The organism is Arthrobacter sp. NPDC057259, from assembly GCF_042668995.1.
In the GTDB taxonomy this organism is placed as follows: Bacteria; Actinomycetota; Actinomycetes; order Actinomycetales; family Micrococcaceae; genus Arthrobacter.
Genome location: NZ_JBHUYA010000006.1, coordinates 218,105 through 239,307, shown reverse-complemented (window position 1 = coordinate 239,307; position 21,203 = coordinate 218,105). Strand labels below are relative to the sequence as shown.

Here is a 21,203-nt window from a genome sequence, read left to right as displayed (position 1 = left end):
GGCTAGGAGTGCGAAGCCATCCGGGCCTTGAGCGACTCGAGTTCGGCGCGCAGGGCGTCCGGCAGCGAGTCGCCGAAGCGGGCGTACCATTCCTCGATCGAGGCCAGCTCGGTGTCCCATTCCTCGCGGTCCACGCGGACGGCGTCTTCGACGTGGGCGTGGGTCAGGTCCAGGCCGGTCAGGTCCAGGGCGTCGCCGGTGGGGACGTAGCCGATGGGGGTCTCGACCGCGTCGGCCTTGCCCTCGATGCGCTCGATGGCCCACTTGAGGACACGGGCGTTGTCGCCGAAGCCGGGCCAGGCGAAGCCGCCGTCGGCGGTGCGGCGGAACCAGTTCACCAGGAAAATGTGCGGCAGGCGCTCCGGGTTGGCCTTGCCCGAGACGCTGATCCAGTGCTTGAGGTAGTCACCGGCGTCGTAGCCCATGAACGGCAGCATGGCCATCGGGTCGCGGCGCAGCACGCCCACCTGGCCGGAGGCGGCGGCGGTGGTCTCGGAGGAGAGGGTGGAGCCCATGAAGATGCCGTTGGTCCAGTCGCGGGCCTCGGTCACCAGCGGCACCGTGGTCTTGCGCCGGCCGCCGAAGAGGATCGCGGAGATTTCGACGCCCTCGGGGTTGTAGTACTCCTCGGCGAGCATGTCGACCTGGGAGATCGGGGTGCAGAAGCGCGAATTCGGGTGTGCGGCCGGCTTGTCCGAGTCCGGGGTCCAGTCGTTGCCCTGCCAGTCGGTCAGGTGCGCGGGCACCTCGTCGGTCATGCCCTCCCACCACACGCCGCCGTCGTCGGTGAGTGCGACATTGGTGAAGATGCTGTGGCCCTTGGCGATGGCGCGCATGGCGTTCGGATTGGTGCCCCAGCCGGTCCCGGGGGCGACGCCGAAGAGGCCGGCCTCCGGGTTGGTGGCGCGCAGCTCACCCTCCTTGCCGATCCGCATCCAGGTGATGTCGTCGCCGAGGGTCTCGACCTCCCAGCCCTCGATGGTGGGGTCGAGGAGGGCGAGGTTGGTCTTGCCGCAGGCGGACGGGAACGCCGCAGAGACGTAGTACGACTTCTTCTCCGGGGAGGTGAGCTTGAGGATGAGCATGTGCTCGGCCAGCCAGTCCTCGTCCCGGGCCATCACCGAGGCAATGCGCAGGGCGTAGCACTTCTTGCCCAGCAGGGCGTTGCCGCCGTAGCCGGAGCCGTAGGACCAGATGGAGCGCTCCTCGGGGAAGTGCACGATCCACTTTTCCGGGTTGCACGGCCAGGCGACGTCGGCCTGGCCCTCTTCCAGCGGCGCGCCCAGGGAGTGCAGGGCGGGGACGTAGAAGGCGTTGGTGGCGGTGATCTTGTCCAGTACCTTGGTGCCGATGGTCGCCATGATCCGCATGGAGGCGACGACGTAGGCGCTGTCGGTGATCTCGACGCCGAACTTGGGATCCTCGGCGTCGAGGTGTCCCATCACGAAGGGAATGACGTACATGGTGCGGCCGCGCATGGAGCCGCTGAACAGGCCGCGCAGCTTCTCCTTCATCTGCGACGGTTCCATCCAGTTGTTGGTGAAGCCGGCGTCGCGCTCGTTCTCCGAGCAGATGAAGGTCTGCTCCTCGACCCGGGCAACGTCGGCGGGATCGGAGAACGCCGCGAAGGAGTTGGGGAACAGCTTTTCGTTCAGCCGGGTCAGGGTGCCGGCGGCAACGAGCTCGTCAGTGAGCCGCGTGTTCTCCTCTTCCGAACCATCAACCCAGTGGATCCGATCCGGCTGGGTCAGTTCGGCTACCTCTTCAACCCACGCCAGTAGACCGGCATGCGTGGTGGGTGCTTTCTCAAGCAGCGGCATGTTCGCCAGATCGCCCATTACGGTTCCCTTCTTCGGGTTCAGTGGTGTGTCCTAAATGCTAGGGGTCGGCTTAGATTCAGATTCGGGACTTATTGCGTCTTGACGGTGCCGGGCAAAAGCAAAAACCGCGACATTCCGCGGAATAGTAAGTCCAAGCGATGATTTATTTGTGATCAAGGTCACATAGACCGGTCTAGTCGCGGAGATTACAGCGTCCTCGATTTGGTACTCGCGGACCACCTCGCGTAAAGTAATTCGAGGTTCGGGGGAGCGAGAAACTCCGAAGAGCCGAAGATGCGCCCATAGCTCAGCTGGATAGAGCGTCTGTCTACGGAACAGAAGGTCAGGGGTTCGAATCCCTTTGGGCGCACAGAGAAAAAATCCGCACCGGTCCGCCGGTGCGGATTTTTTTATGCCCGCAAGCTGCCAGGCCCGCAGAGTTCCGGGCGCGGGGGTGCACAGTGCCGGGCGCGGAGGTTCCGGAAAACCGCGGCGGAATCCGACCGGCGCACCCCGGGTCCGCGGCGCGCCTGTCCGGAACCGTAGCGCGGACCGCGCGGGGCTAGGCTGTTGCCATGACGGCGCAGATTGAACGGGAATTCGATGTCATCGTGATCGGCGCTGGCGCCGTGGGCGAGAACGTAGCGGAGCGGGTGGTCAAGGGCGGCCTCACCGCTGTCCTGATCGAGGCGGAACTGGTGGGCGGCGAGTGCTCCTACTGGGCCTGCATGCCGTCGAAGGCCCTGCTGCGGCCGGGCACCGCACTGCACGGAGCCCAGAGCGTCCCCGGCGCCGAAGAGGCGGTCACCCGGGTCCTGGACACCGACGCCGTCCTGAAACGCCGCGATTACTTCACCTCCAACTGGCAGGACGACAGCCAGGTCGAGTGGGTGGAGAACACAGGCATCGAACTGATCCGCGGCCACGGCTGGCTTACCGGCGAGCGCCGGGTGGAGGTGGCCGGCCTCGACGGCAACAGCTACGCCCTCTCCGCCACCCGCGCCGTCGTCATCGCCACAGGGTCCCGTCCCAGCATTCCGCCGATCGAGGGCCTGGACGACGTCGACTTCTGGACCACGCGGGAGGCCACCTCCGCCCACGAGATCCCCGAGCGCCTGGGCGTCCTGGGCGGCGGCGTGGCCGGCACCGAACTGGCGCAGGCCTTCGCCCGACTGGGCGCCTCCGTGACCGTGGTGGCCCGCGGCGCCCTGCTGGGGACCTACCCGGAGGAGGCGGCGGACCTGGTCAAGGCCGGCCTGCGGGCCGACGGCGTCGAGATCCACGTCAACACCGCCACCAAGAGCGTCGCCACCAACGACGACGGCTCCCTCACCCTTGAAACCGGCGGCGGCACCGTCACCGTGGACAAGCTCCTCGTGGCCACCGGCCGCCACCCCGCATTGGAGGGGCTCGGCTTGGAGAGCGTGGGCCTGGCCGCCGAAGACGGCAAGGACCTGACACTGCGCACCGACGCAACCGGCCTGGTGCACGACGCGCAGGGCAACGCCGCCGGACCCTGGCTTTACGCCGTGGGCGACGCCGCCGGCAAGGTGATGCTGACCCACCAGGGCAAGTACGAGGCCCGCGCCACCGGCGACGCGATCGCCGCCCGCGCCGACGGCTCCCTGACCGGGGACCCGGCCCCGTGGAGCCGCTACGCCCAGACCGCCGACGAGCATGCCGTTCCCAATGTGGTCTTCACAGACCCGGAGCTGGCCAGCGTCGGTCGCAGCCTGGAGCAGGCGAAGAAGGACGGCTACGCGGCGACCTCGGTGGAGCTGCCGATCGAGGTGGCGGGTTCGTCCCTGCACTCGGAGCATTACAAGGGCTGGGCACAGCTGGTGGTGGACGAGGACCGCCGCGTCCTCCTCGGAGCCACCTTCGCCGGGCCGGACGTGGCGGAGCTGCTGCACGCCGCCACGATCGCCGTCGTGGGCGAGGTGCCGCTGGACCGGCTGTGGCACGCCGTTCCCTCCTACCCGACCGTCAGCGAGGTGTGGCTGCGGCTGCTTGAGAGCTACGGGCTGTAGCCGCCGCGGGAACCGGGCCTGTTCCGTTCCCGACATCTATTTGAACTGACCGGTCAGTTTAGTTAGCCTTGAAGCAGACAACTTCTGCGAAAGGCTCCTTTCCGTGCTCAGCGTTCACCAGCTCTCCGTCAAGGGCCGGCGCGTCCCGCTGCTCCCGCCCACCTCACTTCAGGCTTCCCGCGGCGAGCTGCTGCTCGTCACCGGCGACCGCCAGGACCAGCGCACCGCCCTGGCCCTGACCCTGTCCGGGCGGATGAAGCCCTCCGCCGGCACGGTCGAGTGGGACCGCCACGGCCGGATCAAGCAGCTGCGGCAGCGCGCCGCCGTCGTCGACGCCCCGGGCGTGAACGAGCCCGAACCGCACCTGAGCGTCCGCGACCTGGTCACCGAGGACCTCGCCCTGGTCCCCCGCCGGTACCGCGGTGCGCTGCTCAGCACGCCGTGGCTCAAGGTCAACCGGTTCGAGGACATCGCCGGCGCCTGGGCCGATGACTTGGCCGCCGACCGCCGGCTGGAGCTCCTGACCGCGCTGGCGCTGGCCAACCCGCGGACGGACCTGCTGGTGGTGGACTCCCCCGACCGCCACAGCGGCGATCCCACGGACTGGCTGCCCCGGCTCGAGGAGCTGGCGTACGACGCCGGCCGGCCGCTCGCCGTCGTCGCCACCGTCGCCGCCGTCCCCGCCGGCTGGACCGGTCCAGTCACCGCGATCGGCAACGCCGCTCCCGCCGTCGAAGCCGCAGAGGGTGCCGAACAACCCGAAGACCCCCAGACACCTTTCCCCGCCGGGGACCCCGCCGCAGCGCCGGCCCCCGCCGAACACTTCGTTGAAACCGAGGACATCCGATGACCGTCTTGCGGCTGGCCCGCTCCGAACTCAAGCGCATGACCGGTGGCCTGCTCCCGAAGCTGACCATCCTGGCCCTGACCCTGGTGCCGCTGCTCTACGGCGCGGTGTACCTCTACGCCAACTGGGACCCGTACGGGAAGCTGAACCAGATCGACGCCGCCCTGGTGGTCGAGGACACCGGCGCCGCCACCTCCGACGGCTCCCGCCTGGACGCCGGGCACAAGGTGGCGGACAGCCTGCTGGAGGCCCACAATTTCAACTGGCAGCAGGTCTCCAGCTCGGCGGACGCGGACGAGGGTGTCAGCAGCGGCAAGTACGCGTTCGCCCTGAAGATTCCCCGCGACTTCTCGGCCAATCTGGCCTCCCCCGGCAGCTTCGACGCGGCAAACCAGGCCATGCTGAACGTCACCACCAACGACGCGAACAACTACCTGCTCAGCACCATCGTCGACAAGCTGACGACGGCGGTCCACGGCACGGTCGCCAAGGAGGTGGGTGAGGAGACCGCCAACAAGCTGCTGACCGGTTTCGGCACCATCCACTCGCAGATGCTCAAGGCCTCCGACGGCGCGCACAGCCTCGCCGACGGTGTCTCCTCGCTGCACAGCGGCGCGGCCTCCCTGCACGAGGGCACCGGATCCCTCCGGAGCGGGGCCGCCGAACTGGCGGCCGGGCAGCACAAGCTGCTCGACGGTGCGAACGCCCTCAACAGCGGCGCCGGGCAGCTCTCCTCCGGGCTGGGGCAGCTCAAAGACAAGACCGCCACCCTGCCGCAGGACTCGCGGCAACTGGCCGACGGTGCCGCCCAGGTGGCCGCCGGAAACGCAGCGCTCAACGCCAAGGTCCAGGGCCTGGCCGGGCAGATGGCCGCCGCGGACCAGGCCGCCGCCCAGGCCCAGCGCGCCAAGGTGGCGGAGTCGACGGCCCGCATGGTGGCCTCCGGGTTGATGCTCCAGCCCCAGGCCGACGCGCTGATGGCCGACTACGACGCCCACAACACCCCGGCCCCCTCCGGCGCGGCCGCCGCGCTGAAGGGCGCCGCCGGGCAGATTCAGCAGCTTGCCGATGGTTCGGCCGCCGTCAGTGCGGGCGCCGCAAAGCTGGCCGGGGCGACGCCGGCCCTCACCGGCGCCGTCGGGAAGGCATCCGCCGGCGCCGACCAGCTCGCCAGCGGCTCCGCCGCCCTGGCCAGCGGGGAGCAGAACGCCGCGGCCGGAGCGGACAAGCTCTCCGAGGGCGCGGCACAGCTCGACGACGGCGCTGCGCAGCTGGACAGCGGCTCCGCCCAGGCGGCCGACGGCGCCGGTACCCTGGCCGGGGAAATCGCCAAGGGCGCGGGGCAGGTCCCGAACCCGGACGACTCCCAGAAGAACAGCCTGGCCAAGGTCATCGCCGATCCCGTAGCCGTCAGCAACGTCTCCCAGGCCAAGGCCGGCTCCTACGGTGCAGGGCTCGCGCCCTTCTTCCTGACCTTGGCTCTGTGGATCGGCATCTTCATGCTGGTCCAGGCCATGCGCCCGATCACGCAGCGCGCCCTGGCCTCCAACGCGCCGTCGTGGAAGATCGCCGCCGGCGGCTGGCTGCCGTTCCTGACGGTCGCGGCCGTCCAGGCCAGCCTGCTCACGCTGGTGGTGGACGTGGGACTGGGCCTGAACCCGGTCCACCCGGTGCTGATGTGGGTGCTGATGCTGGCCGCGGCGATGGCATTCAGCGCCATCATCCAGGGCATCGTGGCGCTGCTGGGCACCCCCGGCAAGCTGGTGGTCCTGATTTTGCTGGTCCTGCAGCTTGTCTCCTCCGGCGGCACGTTCCCGTGGCAGACCACCCCCGAGCCGCTGCACGTGGTGCACCAGGTCCTGCCGATGGGCTACGTGGTGGGCGGCATGCGTCACTTGATCTACGGCGCCGACCTGGCCGGGATCGTGCCCGTGATGCTGGGGCTGGTTGGCTACACTGTGCTGGGACTGGCGATGTCCGCCGTCGCCGTCCACAAACACAAGTTCTGGACGCTCAAGACCCTGAAACCGGAGATCGCGGTATGACCAGCAACGCCACCGAGGCCGGGGACAAGAAGCTCCGGCCCGGTCGCACCGGGGCCACCAAGCAGAAGCTGTTCGAGGCCTCCATGGAGCTGATCGGCGAACGCGGCGCGGCCGGCGTGACGGTGGATGAAATCGCCGCCGCCGCGGGCGTATCCAAGGGCACGGTCTACTACAACTTCGGCAGCAAGTCGGACCTGATCGCCCAGCTGCTGCGGTACGGCGTGGACATCCTCATGACGCGGCTGCTCAGCGTCAAGGACGAGGCCGACGACCCGCTGCTGGCGATGGACGCGATGATCGGCCAGGCGATGGACTTTATGGCCGATTACCCCTCCTTCGCCCGCCTCTGGGTCAGTGAGAACTGGCGCACCCCCAGCGAGTGGCAGGACACCTTCGCCGAGCTCCGCGGCCGCCTCCTGGGCGTGATCCGGGCCTCGATCGAGGCCGTGGCCGCCCGCTACCCCGTCGATCCGGACATCTCCCGCGGCAGCCTGGAGACCGCGATCTTCGGCGCCTGCTTCGTCGTGGGCCTGGACCGGCAGACCTACAACCCGGAGCGGACCCGAGAACAGAGCGTCGCCGCGATCATGGCCAGCATGCGTGGCTACGTCCTGAAGTAGCCCCGCTCGGGGATGATGGATTCCATGCGCCACATGGGGAGAAGCGGGAAGACCGCCATCGGAGCCGCCCTCGCGGCGCTGGCCCTGCTGGTGCTGGCCGGATCCACCCTCAACGGGACGGTGGCGCTGTGGTTCCTTGCGGCCGCAGCGCTGGCCTACGTGGCATGCGTGACCGAGGTGCTGGTCCGGCGCCGGCACAAGACTCTGCTGGCCAGCGGCGTGGGCAGTGTCCTCTTCATCGCGTTCGGCATCGCCTTCCTGCGCCAATGGGGGCTCGCGTTCAACCCGGACCCCGAGGCCATCTCCACGAAGGTCGACGCCGACCACCCGGACCTGTATTTCTACCTCTCGGCCCTCTCGGGCGCGGTGACGCTGCTGCTGCTGATCGCCGGCACGGTACTACCCGGGCGGCGCCCGGCTCCGGGAATCCGGGCCGGCGGCCGGCCCGCCGCGCGGAATGCTTCAGGGACCGGCGGCCGTGCGGGAACGGCCCAGCGCCGGCCCGCGGCGCGTCCGTCACGGCCTTCGACGGCGGTTCCGCGGCAGGCACCCGCCCGCCAGGGTACGGCGCGTCCGGCGTCGGCGGGACAAGGCGGCGCACGGCAACCGGCCCGGCAGCCCGCCGCACGCCAGTCGACGACCTCCCGTCAGTCGACCGCCCGGCCCACTGCCCGTCCCGCTGCCAAACCGTCGGCGCAGACGTCTGCCGGGTCCAAGTCCTCCGGCTCCACTCCTTCGCGTTCCACATCGTCCGGTTCCACGGCGTCGGCGGCCAGGGCTTCGGGAGCCAAGGCCGGGGCCAAGGCGCCCTCCGCGGCGAAGGGCGCCGGCACGGCAGCCCCTCGCCCGGGGTCAGCGGCCGCTCCGGGCCGGTCCGCCACCCGGCGCTGAGCCGGACCGTTCCGTCCGCGCAGCACCGCCGTCGCCACCCCTGCCAGCAGCAGCAGCCCGCCGGCGATCTCCGCGGCAGAGGGCCGCTCCGACAGCACCAGCCAGGCGGCGGTCATTCCCACCACCGGTACCAGCAGGGTGAAGGGCACCACCGCGGAGGAGGGATAGAGACCCAGCAGCCGGTTCCAGATCCCGTACCCGATCAGCGAGCCGAAGACCGCGGTGTACAGCGCGGTGATCAGGGTGACCGGCTGGACCTGGATCAAGGCGTCGGACACGGCGGCCGGGCCGTCCAGCAGGAGCGACAGGCCGGCCAGCGGCAGCGGCACCACCGCCCCGGACCAGACCACCAGGCCCAGGCCGGAGGCGGCCTTCGCCCGCCGCACCACCACGTTGCCGCCGGCCCAGGAGAGCGCGGCCGCGAGTACGATCAGCAGGGGCAGCAGCGGGGCCACCAGGCTGCGGCCCACCGCCACCACTGCCAGGCCCACGATGCCCAGGATCACGCCGGCGAGCTGCCGCCGGGTGGGCCGCTCAGACAGGATGCCGGCGGCCAGCAGGACGGTCATCAGGACCTGCGCCTGGATGACCAGGGAGGCCAGGCCGGCGGGCATGCCGAGGGCCATCCCCAGGTAGAGCAGGCCGAACTGGCCGGCGCTCATCAGCAGCCCGACAACCATGATCACCCGCCAGCTCACGTCCGGTTTCCGGATGAAGAAGATGCAGGGGAACACCACCAGGGCAAAGCGCATCGCGACGAAGAGCAGGGGCGGCATGGTTCCCCCGGGCGGGTGCAGCCCGAGGTCGATGGCGACGAAGTTGACTCCCCAGAGAAGGGCCACCAGCAGGGCAAGGGCCGAGTGCCGGGGGCTCATCGGGCGACCTTGATGACGGTGGCGCCCGGGGTGGCCTCAGAGATTGCGTGGCCGCTCGCCGTGCGCCGGACCGGCGTCGTGACGGACATCGGGCGACGGAGCGTGGGATGCGTCCACGCCCGCGGTGTCGCCGACGGGGCGCTCCCCCGTGGCCCGCTCCCCCGCGGCACGCTCGGCAGCCGCGTGCGCGCCGTTCGGGTGCGTGCCTGCTTCGTCCCGGTCATCGGCGGTCCCGCGGTGGCTCCGGTCCCGGCGGAGTTGGCCGGTGTCCGGGGCAGGCTCGTGCCCGCGGCGGGAGGAGTCGACGTCGGGGTCCACCTCGTCCGCCTTGCGCAGCTGCTCCTCGGCGCCGGCACGCACGGACGCGGCCTGTTCCTGGGTGCCGCGCGCCTGCTGGCGGAGGCGCTCTGCCTCGACCTCGGCGGCCTTGGCATCCGCCTCCGCGCGCGCGGCCTTGGCCTCATGTTCCTTCGCGGCGAGCTGATCCGCTTCCGCCTTTTCACGCATCTCGGCCGCACGGTTGCGGTCCGCTTCCGTCCGGCGCTTCCGGCTGATGCTGATTGCCACCGCAATGATCGCCAGCACGACAACAATGCCGACGATAATCCCCACGAGCTGTCCTGAATCCACGTTGATCCACCTTTCCTCGGTTGCCTTGCCTGCCGGCCGCAGTGCGACTGCCCCGACAGGCCCAGTAAACACCACCACCTGATGCCTGACTATGGCACGGCGCACCGACAGTCAGCGGGCGCGCGGCACCGTGAAGTGGGTCAGCCGGGCGTCCTGGCCGTCCAGTTCGGCCCAGGGCTTCTCGGTCTCCAGCACCGTCAGGCCGCTGGTGGGGTAGCGGGTGGCCGCGTCCATGTAGGCGTCGTGGTTCGAGCCACGGGAGGCCAGGTGCATGGCCAGGTCCTGCACGCCGGGCATGTGGGAGATGACCATCAGCGTGGAAACGGTGTCCGGGACGTGGTTGATCACCGAGAGCATGGCCAGAGCGGATGCCCCGTACAGGCCCGGTTCGAGTTTGGGGGTGGGGGCCTTGTCGCCCAGTTCGCTGCACACCCAGGTGCAGGTCTGCCGGGTACGCAGGGCACTCGAGCAGAGGATGAAGTCGGGGACGACGCCGTGCTTCAGCAACCAGGCGCCGGCCACGGGCGCGTCCCGGTGGCCGCGCTCTTCCAGCGGCCGGTCGTGGTCCGCCACGCCGCCCGGCCAGTCGGCCTTGGCGTGGCGCATGATCACGAGGCGTCGGAGGTGGTGCTGGCTCATGGGCCAAGCCTAGCCGGAGGCACCGCCACGGCGGTGCCTCCGGGGCACTAGATGGAGTATTCCGGAGCGGCCCAGACGACGACCTCGGGGTGCTCGTAGAAGCGGTAGCCCTGGCCGCGGACCGTGCGGACCGTGTTCGCCAGGCGGCCGAGCTTCGAGCGGAGACGGCGGATGTGCACGTCGATGGTGCGCTCGTTGGGAACCTCTTCGGCGTTCCGCCACAGGCCCTCGAGGAGTTCGTCGCGGCCGACGGTGCGGGTGCCGTTCTCCACCAGGTAGTTCAGCAGTTCGAATTCCTTGAACGTCAGGTTCAGCGATTCGCCGTCGAGCGCCACCTCGCGGCGGGCCAGGTCGATCAGGACGCCGGACGGGCGCGGTTCCTGGGCCTGCTGCAGGCGGGCGGTTTCTGCGCGCTGGCGGGCGGCACCGGCGGTGGGGTCACCGAAAGTGGAGCGGACGACGTCGAGCGCGGACCCCGGAGCGGAGGCCGGGGCGACGGCGACGGCGGCGTAGCTCTCCGCGCCGGCCACCAAGGACTGGGCGTAGGCGCGGATTTCCTGGGCCAGCTTGGCGATGGAGGTCCCGGCGGCGGCGGCGGTCTCCTCGTCGATGCCCATGTAGAGGACGAATCCGCGGGCGACGTTGTCGGAGGGCACCGGGCGGACGGGGGCCTCACCGGCGGCGATGACCGGGGTGGGGGCGGTGGCGGGTGCGGAGTCGGCCGCGGGGACGGCGCGCAGCTGTCCGTACGAGGTGGGGTTGTAGCCCTGCGCCGCGTAGCCGGGGGCGGGGTAGCTGGTGCCGGATCCCGCCGGGCCGAAGCTGGGGCGGCCGCCGAAGCCCTGGCGGATGCCGGAGGCCTGGCCGGCCTTGGCGGCGTTTCGAACGGAGATGTGGACGTATCCGGATGCAACTGACATGGAATGCTTACCTCAATGTGAATGGCCGTCATCGCGGCTCGAATGCTGGGTCCCCGCAATGAAACTGGGGAGGGCGCCCGACTCTGGGCTGGGGGCGAATGCCTATAAACGTTCTGGGGTGGAGAAGTTAGGCGTGCATTCGACAACAGCGCATCTCAGTACCAGCTGGTGCGCTGATCCCGGAAACTGCGGCTGCAGATGCTGTTGAGTTCTTGTTCACAGTTGAAGTGTGCAACGTAACAAAGCGAACTAGCAAGTAACAATGGACCTGAAAGTCCGCATAGTGAGACGAATGCGGCGATTGTCGCGCATATCACAATTCTACGAGGCGACGAATTGGCGACTCCTGAGCCCTCGGTGAACTAAATGAGAGCCTGCATTCGAATATTCTTCGAATACAGGCTCTCATTCTGTGATTGCGTTCGGGCTGATGGCCGCGGATGGAATTCCGCCCACGGCAGGCCCTCCGGTCGAAATGTCCACAGAGTGGTCACCCTCTAATGGGCTCTTCTGCTGGCCGGACCTCCTAGTTCGACTGTCCGGAGTCGGCTTGGCCGCCGTCCTGGCCTCCCGGCTGGCCGCCGCCTGCTTGGCCGTCCCCCGGCTGCCCCGTGCCGGTGGCCGTCGCCGCCACCAGCATCACGGACTTCGCCGAGTAGCCGGACCCGTCCTTGGTGGCGGTCAGCCTCACGGTCGCCCCGGAGACGATGTCCGCCACACTGAGCTGGGTCCCGGTTGAACCGGTACCGCCGGACTGCTGGCGGCGCTGCTGCATATTGCTCACCGTCACCCCGTCCCCCAGGACATAGCTGCGGGTGAAGCCGTCGGCGCTCTTGACCGTGACCGACGTCGAGCTGACCTCGGTCACTGTGCCCAGCTGTTCGGCCATGGAGGTGTACGTGGTGCCGTCGAGGACGACGTACTCGGCGTGCACAGCGGCGGAGAGACCCCCGGCCATTCCGCCTAGGTCGTCCGGGCCGAAGCCGCCGCGGCCCGACGCCGAGCCCCCGGTTTGGCCGCCCTGCTGGCCACCGGGCATCCCCTGGCCGTTGAACTGCGGGCCGCCCGCCGCTGCGCCGTCCCCGCTGGCCGCGGCCGAGCTGGACGTCAGCGCGTAGACACCGGCGCCGGCGCCGACGGCGATCACGGCAGCCACCCCGCCGGCGGCGAGGCCGCGCCGGACGGTCCATGGCTTGTCCGCCTGGGCGCCCGCGGCCCGGCCGGCAGGCGCGCCCCAGCCGGGGGCCGCCTGGGCCGGGTACCCCGTCGGGCCCGGCTGGGCAGGCTGGTCCGGTTGGGCAGGATGCGCTGCTCCGGAATGGGCGGCTGTGTCGGGGTACGACGGCGCGCCCCACCCCGGCACGGATTCCGGCTGCGGCGCGGACTGCCGGGGCGCAGATTCCTGCTGCGGCGCCGTCACCGGCTGCGGGGCCGAGACCGGACGCGGCGTGGTCCCCGGCAGCGGGGAGGTGTCCGGGTTGTGGCCGCCGTCGGCAGGCTGCGGGATCTCTTCGGGCTGCTGGTGGTTCATGCTGTTCTCCTGGCTCGGAAGGTGGGGCTGTTTTCACCAGCGTGGGCAGTGAGGCTGTGCCGGGGCTGTGAGGTCTTCCAGCCCCGCCTGTGATCCGCGGGAGCCCCGGCCTGCCCCGGCAGCGCCCAGCTGGGTAGGCTGGGATTCACAGGTGCCGCACAGGATCCCCAAAGCCGCACCTAACCGGCAGAACGGAGAGTCGAACCATGGCCTCGTCGCACTCCATGACCAATAACCTTCCGCAGCTGACCCACCCGGACGGCTCCCCCATCCGCGCCCTGGTGGTGGATGACGAACCCAGCCTTTCCGAGCTGATGAGCATGGGCCTGCGGATGGCAGGCTGGTCCGTGGCGGTGGCCGCGGACGGCCCGGAGGCGGTCAAGCTGGCCAAGGACTTCCGGCCCGACGTGCTGGTATTGGACGTCATGCTCCCCGGTTTCGACGGCGTCGAACTCCTGAGCCGGATCCGCACCTTCGCGCCCGAGGTGCCGGCGCTGTTCCTCACCGCCAAAGACGCCGTGCAGGACCGCATCACCGGCCTCGCCGCCGGCGGGGACGACTACGTCACCAAGCCCTTCAGCATGGAGGAAGTCCTGCTGCGCCTGCACCGCCTGGTCCAGCGCTCCGGCGTGGCCGCCATGGACACCGCCGAGCTCGTCGTCGGGGACCTGGTCCTGAACGTGGACACCCGGGATGTGACACGCGCCGGCGAGGAACTGCACCTGACGGCCACCCAGTTCGAGCTGCTGCGGTACCTGATGGAGAACCCGAAGCGGGTCATCAGCAAGGCCCAGATCCTGGACCGCGTCTGGGACTACGACTTCGGCGGCCAGGCCAACATCGTGGAGCTCTACATCTCCTATCTGCGCAAGAAGATCGACGCCAACCACGCCCCGATGATCCACACCGTCCGCGGCGCGGGCTACGTCCTGAAACCGGCGGACTGATCCGTGCCCACTCTCTCCGGTGTCACGCCGGCCCCCGGGCATGACTGGCGCAACCCCTCCACCTGGCACCTGCGCACCCGCTTGGTGCTGGTGGCCATGGCCCTGCTGGTGACCATCTGCGGCGCGGTAGGCGTCTTCAGCTACGTGTCCATGGACTCGTTCCTGACCCATCAGCTGGACGAACAACTCGGCGCTGCCGCCCACCGTTCCAACGAATTCGGCCGCCCGGACTCCGGCAGCCCGGGCGGGCGTCCGGACCCGCTGGAGGCAAAGGGCCAGGGCATCGGCACGCTGAATGCCCGGGAGCAGAACGGCAGGATTGCCAGCGCCGGCTTCCTCGCCGGCGATGCCACCCGTAAGAGCCTCTCCGCGGACGACAACGCGGTGTTGCTGGGCCTCACCCCCAACGCCGCGCCGGTCGATCGCACGCTCTCCGCCGGAGCGTACCGGCTGATCGCCACCCAGACGCAGTACGGGGACATCATCGTCACCGGCCTGCCCTTGGAGGAAAAACAGAACACGCTCGGGTCCCTCGTCGGCACCCTCGCCGCGGTGTCCGCCGGCGGATTGGTGCTGATCGGCCTGATCGGCACCGCGCTGATCCGGCGCACCATGGAGCCGCTGGAGAAGCTCTCCGAAGTGGCAACGAAGGTTTCGCGCCTGCCGCTCGACGCCGGCGAGGTGGCGCTGGGCGTGCGCGTCCCGGCGTCGGCCGCGCACCCCGGCACCGAAGTGGGCAGCGTGGGCCACGCGCTGAACCAGATGCTGGACAACGTCTCAAACGCCCTGCAGGCCCGGCAGGAGAGCGAGATGAAGGTGCGCCAGTTCGTCGCGGATGCCTCGCACGAGCTGCGCACCCCGCTGACCGCCATCCGCGGCTACACGGAGCTGATGCGGATGACCGAGCACTTCACCCCCGACGGCGAGAAGTCGCTGGCCCGGGTGCAGAGCCAGTCGGAGCGGATGACCGCCCTGGTGGAGGACCTGCTGCTGCTGGCCCGGCTGGACGAGGGGCAGCCGCTGAAGATGGCCGACGTCGACCTCACCCAGCTGGCCGTCGAAACGGTCAGCGACGAAAAGGTCATGGCCCCGGACCGGAGCTGGAAGCTGGACCTGCCGGAGGAGCCCGTGGTGGTGCGCGGCGACACCACGGCCCTGCACCAGGTCCTCGCAAACCTGCTCTCCAACGCCCGCAAACACACTGATCCCGGCACCACCGTGGTCACCCGGGTGATGCGGTCCGCCGACGGCAGCGCCGTGGTCTCCGTGACCGACGACGGCGCAGGGATCGCCCCCGAATTCCTGGGCAAGGTCTTCGCCCGGTTCGCCCGCGCCGATGCCTCCCGCGCCAACCCCGCCGAACGCGCGGGGGCCCGGGGCTCGGCGGGTGCCGGTGCGGGGCAGGGGGCAATCGCGACGGCGACGGCGGTGCAGGGCACCAGCGGGCTGGGCCTGTCGATCGTGCAGTCGATCGTGGCGGCGCACGGCGGGACCGTGGAGGTCAGCTCGCGTCCGGGCCGGACCGAATTCGCGGTCCGGCTGCCGGCGGCACCGCCCGCCTGACACCTCGGTCGCCCGCGCGCGGACTTCCACAGCAGGCACACAGCATTCCCCCAATCCCCTCATACCGGGGGCCGGGACAGTGGAGGCATGACTTCCACAGACCAGGCACCAGGTACCCTGTCCCGTTCCGGGCCCGCCCCCGCCGGCACCCAGTCTGACGCGCCGGCATCCGTCATCAGCGTCGGCCCGGCAGCTTTGGCCCCGGCAGCGCCGCTCCCGGCGGCGCTGACCGGCGTCGGCCGCCGCCGATCGCCGATCGACACCCGGTCAGCGGTGCCGGTACTGGACGTCACCATCCCCGTCTTCAACGAGGAACGCGACCTCGAAGCCTGCCTGCGCCGGCTGCACGCCTACCTGCTGGGCTCCTTCCCGCACCCGTTCCGGATCACCGTGGCGGACAACGCCAGCACCGATTCGACGCTGCAGACCGCCGAGCGCGTGGCCCGCGAATTGCCGGAGGTCGCCGTCGTGCACATGGCCGAAAAGGGCCGCGGCAATGCGCTGCGCCGGGTCTGGCTCGCGTCGCCGTCGCCCGTCCTGGCGTACATGGATGTGGACCTCTCAACGGACCTGGCCGCGCTGGGACCGCTGCTTGCCCCGCTGATCTCCGGCCACTCGGACCTGGCGATCGGCACGCGCCTGACCCGCAACTCCCGCGTCATCCGGGGCCCGAAGCGGGAATTCATCTCGCGCAGCTACAACTTCCTGCTGCACTCGCTCCTCGGCGCGCACTTCAGCGACGCCCAGTGCGGGTTCAAGGCCATCCGGGCCGACATCGCCCGGGAACTGCTGCCGCACACCCTGGACAACGCCTGGTTCTTCGACACCGAACTGCTGGTGCTCGCCGAACGCTGCGGGCTCCGGGTGCATGAGGTCCCGGTGGACTGGACCGACGATCCGGACTCCAGCGTCGACATCGTCCAGACGGCGGCCGCGGACCTGCGCGGCATGGCCCGCCTCAGCCGCGACCTGGTGTCCGGCAAGATCCCCGTCCCGGAACTGCGCGCCGCGCTGGCCCGCGGCCCGCTGCCGGCGTCCTCCCGCGGACCGGAACAAAGCCCCGGCGGCAGCCTCTTCGGGCAGCTGGTCCGGTTCGGCAGCATCGGAGTCGCCTCCACCCTGGCCTACCTGCTGATCTTCCTGGCCTGCCGCGGCGTCATGGACCCGCAGCTTGCGAACTTCCTGGCGCTGCTGATCACCGCCGTGGCCAACACCGCGGCCAACCGGCGCTTCACCTTCGGCATCCAAGGCAGCAGTTATGCGGCCCGCCACCACTTCGAGGGCCTGCTCGTCTTCGGGCTGGGGCTCGGCCTGACGTCCGGGGCGCTGCTGCTGGTGCACGGCGCCTCCGGCGGTACCCCCGACCGCTGGGTGGAACTAGCCACGGTCACCGCGGCCAACCTCGCGGCCACCGCCGTGAAATTCCTGCTCTTCCGGCTGGTGGTGTTCCGGGACCGCCCCGGAACTGCAGCCCCGCCCGCGCCCGGCACCCCGGTCCCCGCGCATGGCACCCCGGCGCAGTCCGCCGCCACAGCGTCCCTCCCCACAGAAACGGCCCGATAAATGACCGCCACCCTCAGCCCCGCCGACGGGACCCGGCTCTCCGGCCCGCTCCCCCGCACCGACTCGCCGATGCCGGCTCCCTCGTCCGATACCCCCGATTCCTCCGCTTCGCGCCGCCGGCGCCTGCTGTTCGGTGACCAGCCGCGATGGGTCCGGCCCTCCGCCGCCCTGCTGCTCATCGGGACCGCAGTGCTCTACCTGTGGAACCTCGCGGCCACCGGCTACGGCAACACCTTCTACGCCGCGGCCATCCAGGCCGGCACCAAGGACTGGACCGCCCTGCTGTTTGGCTCCCTCGACGCCGGCAACGCCATCACCGTGGACAAGCCCCCGGCCGCCCTCTGGATCCCTGCCCTGGCCGGCCGGATCTTTGGCTTCTCCCCGCTCAGCATGCTGGTGCCCCAGGCCCTCATGGGCGTGGCCGCCGTCGGACTCCTGTACCTGACCCTGAAGCGGGTCTCCGGTCCGGCCGCGGGCCTGCTGGCCGGCGGGGCCTTGGCGCTCACGCCGGTGGCCGCCCTGATGTTCCGCTTCAACAACCCCGACGCCATGCTGACCCTCTGCCTGGTGCTCGCGGCGTACCTCACCACCCGGGCGATCGAGAAGGCCGGCTGGGGCTGGCTGGCCGCGGCCGGAGCGGTGATCGGCCTGGCGTTCCTGACCAAAATGCTGCAGGGCTTCCTGATCGTGCCGGGCCTGGGCCTGGCCTACCTCTGGGCCGCCCCGGTCAGCCTCCGGCGCCGGCTGCTGCATCTGCTGGGCGCGGCCGCCGGAATCCTGGTGGTGGCCGGCAGCTACGTGGCGCTGTTCCAGCTGACCCCGGCGTCGGCCCGTCCGTACATGGCCGGCTCCACCACCAACAGCTTCCTCGAACTGACCTTTGGCTACAACGGCCTGGGCCGGATCACCGGGTCCGGCGAGGGCAGGCCGGGCGGCTCTGCCGGCCTCGGCGGGGCAACTGACCTTGGAAGCGCTGCCGGGGCAGCCGGCGGCGCCGGCGCGGGTGGCTTTGGCGGGAACGCCAGCTTCGGCGGGGCGGCCGGGATCGCCCGGATGTTCGGCACCAGTTTCGGCGGCGAGGTGTCCTGGCTGTTGCCCGCGGCGCTGATTCTCCTGCTGGCCGGCCTGTGGTTCACCCGGCGCGAGGCCCGGACCTCCGCGACCCGTGCGGCCCTGCTGCTCTGGGGCGGCTGGCTGGTGGTCACCGCGGGCATCTTCAGCTTCATGAGCGGCATCGTGCACCCGTATTACGCGGTGGCGTTGGCCCCCGCGGTCGCGGCCCTTGTGGGCCTGGGCGGCGTGCAGTTGTGGCGCGGCCGGGCCTTCTGGCCCGCGCGGCTGGTCCTGGCGGTCACGGTGCTGGCGACCTCGATCTGGTCCGCTGTGCTGCTGGGCCGGGATCAGTCGTGGCTGCCCGGGCTGCGGGTGGCCGTGGTGATCCTCGGTGTCCTCGCCGCGGCGGCGCTGATGTTGCAGCTTGACCGGCTGCGGGCCATTCCCGCCGCGCTCCGCAAGGCGGCCACCGCCGGCGTCGTCATCCTCACCCTGCTGGCCGGCGGCCTGGGCACGGCGGCGTGGACGTTCGCGACGGCGGCCCAGCCGCACTCGGGTTCGATCCCGACCGCCGGGCCCACGGGCTCCGCGATGGGCGGCTTCGGGGCGCCCGGCCGGACGCGCGGCACCGGGACGGGAGCCACCGGCGCCACCGGCTTCCCCGGCGGCCAGGACACGGCGGCACCGAACGCGGCTGGCCCCACCGCGGGAGGCGCTGGCGGCCCGGGAGGCGCAACCGCCTCGACCGAGCTCGCCGCACTGTTGAAAACCTCGACGGCGAAATGGTCGGGAATCGTCTCTGGCGCCACCTCCGCCGCTGACCTGGAGCTCGCCACCGGCACCAATGTGATTGCCCTCGGCGGCTGGAACGGCGGCGATCCCTATCCCACCCTGGCCCAGTTCCAGGCCATGGTGGACCGCGGTGAGATCGGCTACTTCATCGCCGGCGGCGGCATGGGCGGCGGCCGGGGCGGAAACTCCGAGGTCGCGGCCTGGGTTGCCGCCAACTACCAGGCACAGACCGTCGGCTCCACCACCGTCTACAAGCTGGCGGGCTAGGCCATGACTGCTTCCACCGATCTCACAAGCACCGGGTCCGCCGTCACTTCCCCCGCCGGGCCCGGAGCAAGCCCGGCGACTGAGGCTGCCGGCTCCGGGCTGCGCCACCCGCGGTGGCGCGGTGGCCGCCGCCGGCACCTCCGGCCGCAGGCGTCCACGCAACAGCACCCCGTGCCGCCCCTGTCCCAGCGGAAGGCGCTGGCGCAGCGGGCGGAACTGGCCGCCCTGCTGATCGGAACCGCGGTGCTCTACCTCTGGAACCTCGGCGCCTCCGGCTGGGCGAACGCCTTCTACTCCGCAGCGGCGCAGGCCGGATCGCGGGACTGGACGGCTTGGTTCTTTGGCTCCTCCGACGCGGCAAACGCCATCACGGTGGACAAGCCGCCGGCGTCGCTCTGGGTGATGGGCCTGTCCGTGCGGCTTTTCGGGCTGAGCTCTTGGAGCGTCCTGGTGCCCGAGGCTCTGATGGGCGTCGCGACGGTCTGGCTGGTCTACCTGGCCGTCCGCCGGGGCGCCGCACCCGCGACGGCAGACGCCCGGCTGGCCCATCGCGCCGGACTGATCGCCGGTGCCGTGATGGCCCTGACCCCGGTGGCCGTGCTGATGTTCCGCTTCAACAACCCGGATGCCCTGCTGGTCCTGCTGATGACGGCAGCAGCTTACGCGGTGCTGCGCGCCATCCAGGACGCCCGGTTGCGCTGGCTGTTGCTGGCCGGGGTGCTGCTGGGCTTCGGTTTCCTGACCAAGCAGCTGCAGGTGCTGCTGGTGGTCCCGGGCTTCGCCGCGGCCTACCTGCTCGCCGGACGCGCGGGCCCGGGCCGGCGGCTACTGCACCTGCTCGCCACGGGCGCGGCGATGGTGATGGCGGCCGGCTGGTGGCTGGCCGCCGTCGAGCTCACCCCGGCGGCTGACCGGCCCTACATCGGCGGCTCGCAGGGCAACTCGATCCTGGAACTGACCCTGGGCTACAACGGACTGGGCCGGCTCAGCGGGGACGAGACCGGGAGCGTCGGCGGCGGCAACGGCTGGGGCACCCCCGGCCTGCTCCGGCTTTTCAACAGCGAGTTCGGCGGGCAGATCGCGTGGCTGTTGCCGTCGGTGCTGCTGCTGGCGGCCGGGCTGCTGTGGCTGGGCCGGCGGGCGCCGCGGACCGACGCCGTCCGCGCCTCCGTGGTGGTCTGGGGCGGCTGGGTGTTGGTCACCGGGCTGACGTTCAGCCTGATGGCCGGCATCATCCACCCGTATTACATGGTGGCGCTGGCCCCTGGGGTCGCCGGGTTGGCCGGTCTGGGGTCGGTGCTGCTGTGGCAGCGGCGGGATCAACCCGTTGCCGCCGGGACGCTCGCCGCCGCGGTGGCCCCGGCCGGTTTCATGGCTTTCGAGCTGCTGGGCCGCACGCCCGCGTTCGTTCCGTGGCTGCGCTGGCTGGTGCTGGCCGTGGCGCTGGCAGCGGCCGTCGGCGTGATGGTTCCGGCCGTCCGGGCCCGGGTCGCCGGCGCGTCCGCCGCCGGGACCACTGGCCCGCTGTCCCCTGGCGGCCCGACGGCGGCGCTGTTGGGACGTACGACGGCGGGACTCGCCGTCGTCGCGGCCCTCGCCGGTCCCCTGGCGTACTCGCTGTCCACCGCCGCCACCGCGCATTCCGGCTCGATCGTCAGCGCGGGGCCTGCGGCGGGCGGCCGGGCGGGCCTGCCGGCCATGTTCGGCGGCACGGGCGGAGCCATGGGCACCGCGCAGGGCAATCCCTTCGGCCCGACCAACGGCACCGTCCGCGGCCAGGGCGGGGGCATGGGCGGGGGTATGGGCGGGCTCCTCGGCGCGACCACCCCGTCGTCCGCCCTGGTGGATGCCCTCGAAACGGACGCCGGCCGCTACACCTGGGCGGCCGCCGTCGTCGGGTCCAACAACGCCGCCGGTTACCAGCTCGCCACGCGGCTGCCCGTGATGGCCGTGGGCGGGTTCAACGGCACCGACCCCGCACCCACGCTCGAGCAGTTCCAGCAGTACGTCGCCGACGGCCGGATCCACTACTTCATCGCCGGCCGCACCATACAGGGCGAAAGCGGATCCGACGACGCCGCCAGGATCGCCGACTGGGTGGCGGCCACCTACCCCGCCCAGAGCGTCGGCGGCACCACGGTGTACCTGCTGGCGAAGTAGCCGGGCCGGA

General features: G+C 70.8%; 15 protein-coding genes and 1 tRNA gene. 10 read left to right on the top strand and 6 right to left on the bottom strand.

Annotated features, from left to right (window positions below; translation table 11 throughout):
- Positions 1–2 precede the first annotated feature (2 nt).
- A complete protein-coding gene (locus ACFUCU_RS11950; RefSeq protein ID WP_377972812.1) occupies positions 3–1,838 on the bottom strand; it encodes a phosphoenolpyruvate carboxykinase (GTP) in 1,836 nt (611 codons plus the stop codon).
- Between the two features lie 278 nt (positions 1,839–2,116).
- Between ACFUCU_RS11950 and ACFUCU_RS11945 the strand changes: the two genes are divergently transcribed.
- The 5 genes from ACFUCU_RS11945 (at position 2,117) to ACFUCU_RS11925 (ending at position 7,362) form a co-directional block, all read left to right on the top strand.
- A tRNA-Arg gene (locus ACFUCU_RS11945) sits at positions 2,117–2,190 on the top strand.
- A gap of 205 nt (positions 2,191–2,395) precedes the next feature.
- Positions 2,396–3,850: a dihydrolipoyl dehydrogenase family protein gene (locus ACFUCU_RS11940; RefSeq protein WP_377972811.1), complete on the top strand. Its 1,455-nt coding sequence runs from the start codon at positions 2,396–2,398 to the stop codon at positions 3,848–3,850.
- Between the two features lie 103 nt (positions 3,851–3,953).
- Positions 3,954–4,700 (top strand): ABC transporter ATP-binding protein, encoded by a 747-nt coding sequence (locus tag ACFUCU_RS11935; RefSeq protein ID WP_377972810.1) that lies wholly within the window; start codon positions 3,954–3,956, stop codon positions 4,698–4,700.
- Positions 4,697–6,742, top strand: coding sequence for a YhgE/Pip family protein (locus ACFUCU_RS11930; protein WP_377972809.1), 2,046 nt, complete (start codon positions 4,697–4,699; stop codon positions 6,740–6,742). Before ACFUCU_RS11935 ends, ACFUCU_RS11930 begins: the two co-directional genes overlap by 4 nt.
- Positions 6,739–7,362, top strand: coding sequence for a TetR/AcrR family transcriptional regulator (locus ACFUCU_RS11925; RefSeq protein WP_377972808.1), 624 nt, complete (start codon positions 6,739–6,741; stop codon positions 7,360–7,362). Before ACFUCU_RS11930 ends, ACFUCU_RS11925 begins: the two co-directional genes overlap by 4 nt.
- A 647-nt stretch (positions 7,363–8,009) precedes the next feature.
- Here ACFUCU_RS11925 and ACFUCU_RS11920 read toward each other — a convergent pair.
- The 5 genes from ACFUCU_RS11920 to ACFUCU_RS11900 all read right to left on the bottom strand — a co-directional run bounded on the left by ACFUCU_RS11920 (position 8,010) and on the right by ACFUCU_RS11900 (position 12,848).
- On the bottom strand, positions 8,010–9,128 hold the full coding sequence (locus tag ACFUCU_RS11920) for an EamA family transporter (RefSeq protein WP_377972806.1): 1,119 nt from the start codon (positions 9,126–9,128) through the stop codon (positions 8,010–8,012).
- Positions 9,129–9,164: 36 nt separating this feature from the next.
- Complete coding sequence (locus ACFUCU_RS11915; RefSeq protein WP_377972805.1) at positions 9,165–9,758, bottom strand: hypothetical protein; 594 nt, start codon at positions 9,756–9,758, stop codon at positions 9,165–9,167.
- A 111-nt stretch (positions 9,759–9,869) separates the two neighbouring features.
- A complete protein-coding gene (locus tag ACFUCU_RS11910) occupies positions 9,870–10,397 on the bottom strand; it encodes a SixA phosphatase family protein (protein WP_377972803.1) in 528 nt (175 codons plus the stop codon).
- Between the two features lie 47 nt (positions 10,398–10,444).
- Positions 10,445–11,317, bottom strand: a complete 873-nt coding sequence (locus ACFUCU_RS11905; RefSeq protein ID WP_290256541.1) for a winged helix-turn-helix domain-containing protein — start codon at positions 11,315–11,317, stop codon at positions 10,445–10,447.
- 526 nt (positions 11,318–11,843) lie between these two features.
- Entirely contained in the window at positions 11,844–12,848 is a 1,005-nt protein-coding gene (locus tag ACFUCU_RS11900) for a hypothetical protein (protein ID WP_377972801.1), read from the bottom strand.
- 206 nt (positions 12,849–13,054) lie between these two features.
- On the opposite strand from ACFUCU_RS11900, the gene ACFUCU_RS11895 reads away from it, so the two are divergent.
- The 5 genes from ACFUCU_RS11895 (at position 13,055) to ACFUCU_RS11875 (ending at position 21,193) form a co-directional block, all read left to right on the top strand.
- The gene (locus ACFUCU_RS11895; RefSeq protein WP_364136566.1) at positions 13,055–13,795 is read left to right on the top strand and encodes a response regulator transcription factor; all 741 of its coding nucleotides are present in this window, start codon (positions 13,055–13,057) and stop codon (positions 13,793–13,795) included.
- A gap of 3 nt (positions 13,796–13,798) precedes the next feature.
- Entirely contained in the window at positions 13,799–15,358 is a 1,560-nt protein-coding gene (locus ACFUCU_RS11890; protein ID WP_377972800.1) for an ATP-binding protein, read from the top strand.
- A gap of 87 nt (positions 15,359–15,445) precedes the next feature.
- Positions 15,446–16,921, top strand: a complete 1,476-nt coding sequence (locus ACFUCU_RS11885; RefSeq protein ID WP_377972799.1) for a glycosyltransferase — start codon at positions 15,446–15,448, stop codon at positions 16,919–16,921.
- Positions 16,922–19,033, top strand: a complete 2,112-nt coding sequence (locus ACFUCU_RS11880) for an ArnT family glycosyltransferase (RefSeq protein WP_377972797.1) — start codon at positions 16,922–16,924, stop codon at positions 19,031–19,033.
- A gap of 3 nt (positions 19,034–19,036) precedes the next feature.
- Entirely contained in the window at positions 19,037–21,193 is a 2,157-nt protein-coding gene (locus ACFUCU_RS11875; RefSeq protein WP_377972796.1) for an ArnT family glycosyltransferase, read from the top strand.
- Positions 21,194–21,203: the final 10 nt, after the last annotated feature.

Excerpts from the sequence above, each read along its gene's own strand:
- ACFUCU_RS11950 (WP_377972812.1), bottom strand. The coding sequence starts at position 1,838 with ATGGGCGATCTGGCGAACATGCCGCTGCTTGAGAAAGCACCCACCACG.
- ACFUCU_RS11885 (WP_377972799.1), top strand. The coding sequence starts at position 15,446 with ATGACTTCCACAGACCAGGCACCAGGTACCCTGTCCCGTTCCGGGCCC.
- ACFUCU_RS11930 (WP_377972809.1), top strand. The coding sequence starts at position 4,697 with ATGACCGTCTTGCGGCTGGCCCGCTCCGAACTCAAGCGCATGACCGGT.
- ACFUCU_RS11900 (WP_377972801.1), bottom strand. The coding sequence starts at position 12,848 with ATGAACCACCAGCAGCCCGAAGAGATCCCGCAGCCTGCCGACGGCGGC.
- ACFUCU_RS11875 (WP_377972796.1), top strand. The coding sequence starts at position 19,037 with ATGACTGCTTCCACCGATCTCACAAGCACCGGGTCCGCCGTCACTTCC.
- ACFUCU_RS11880 (WP_377972797.1), top strand. The coding sequence starts at position 16,922 with ATGACCGCCACCCTCAGCCCCGCCGACGGGACCCGGCTCTCCGGCCCG.
- ACFUCU_RS11895 (WP_364136566.1), top strand. The coding sequence starts at position 13,055 with ATGGCCTCGTCGCACTCCATGACCAATAACCTTCCGCAGCTGACCCAC.
- ACFUCU_RS11940 (WP_377972811.1), top strand. The coding sequence starts at position 2,396 with ATGACGGCGCAGATTGAACGGGAATTCGATGTCATCGTGATCGGCGCT.
- ACFUCU_RS11910 (WP_377972803.1), bottom strand. The coding sequence starts at position 10,397 with ATGAGCCAGCACCACCTCCGACGCCTCGTGATCATGCGCCACGCCAAG.
- ACFUCU_RS11920 (WP_377972806.1), bottom strand. The coding sequence starts at position 9,128 with ATGAGCCCCCGGCACTCGGCCCTTGCCCTGCTGGTGGCCCTTCTCTGG.
- ACFUCU_RS11905 (WP_290256541.1), bottom strand. The coding sequence starts at position 11,317 with ATGTCAGTTGCATCCGGATACGTCCACATCTCCGTTCGAAACGCCGCC.
- ACFUCU_RS11925 (WP_377972808.1), top strand. The coding sequence starts at position 6,739 with ATGACCAGCAACGCCACCGAGGCCGGGGACAAGAAGCTCCGGCCCGGT.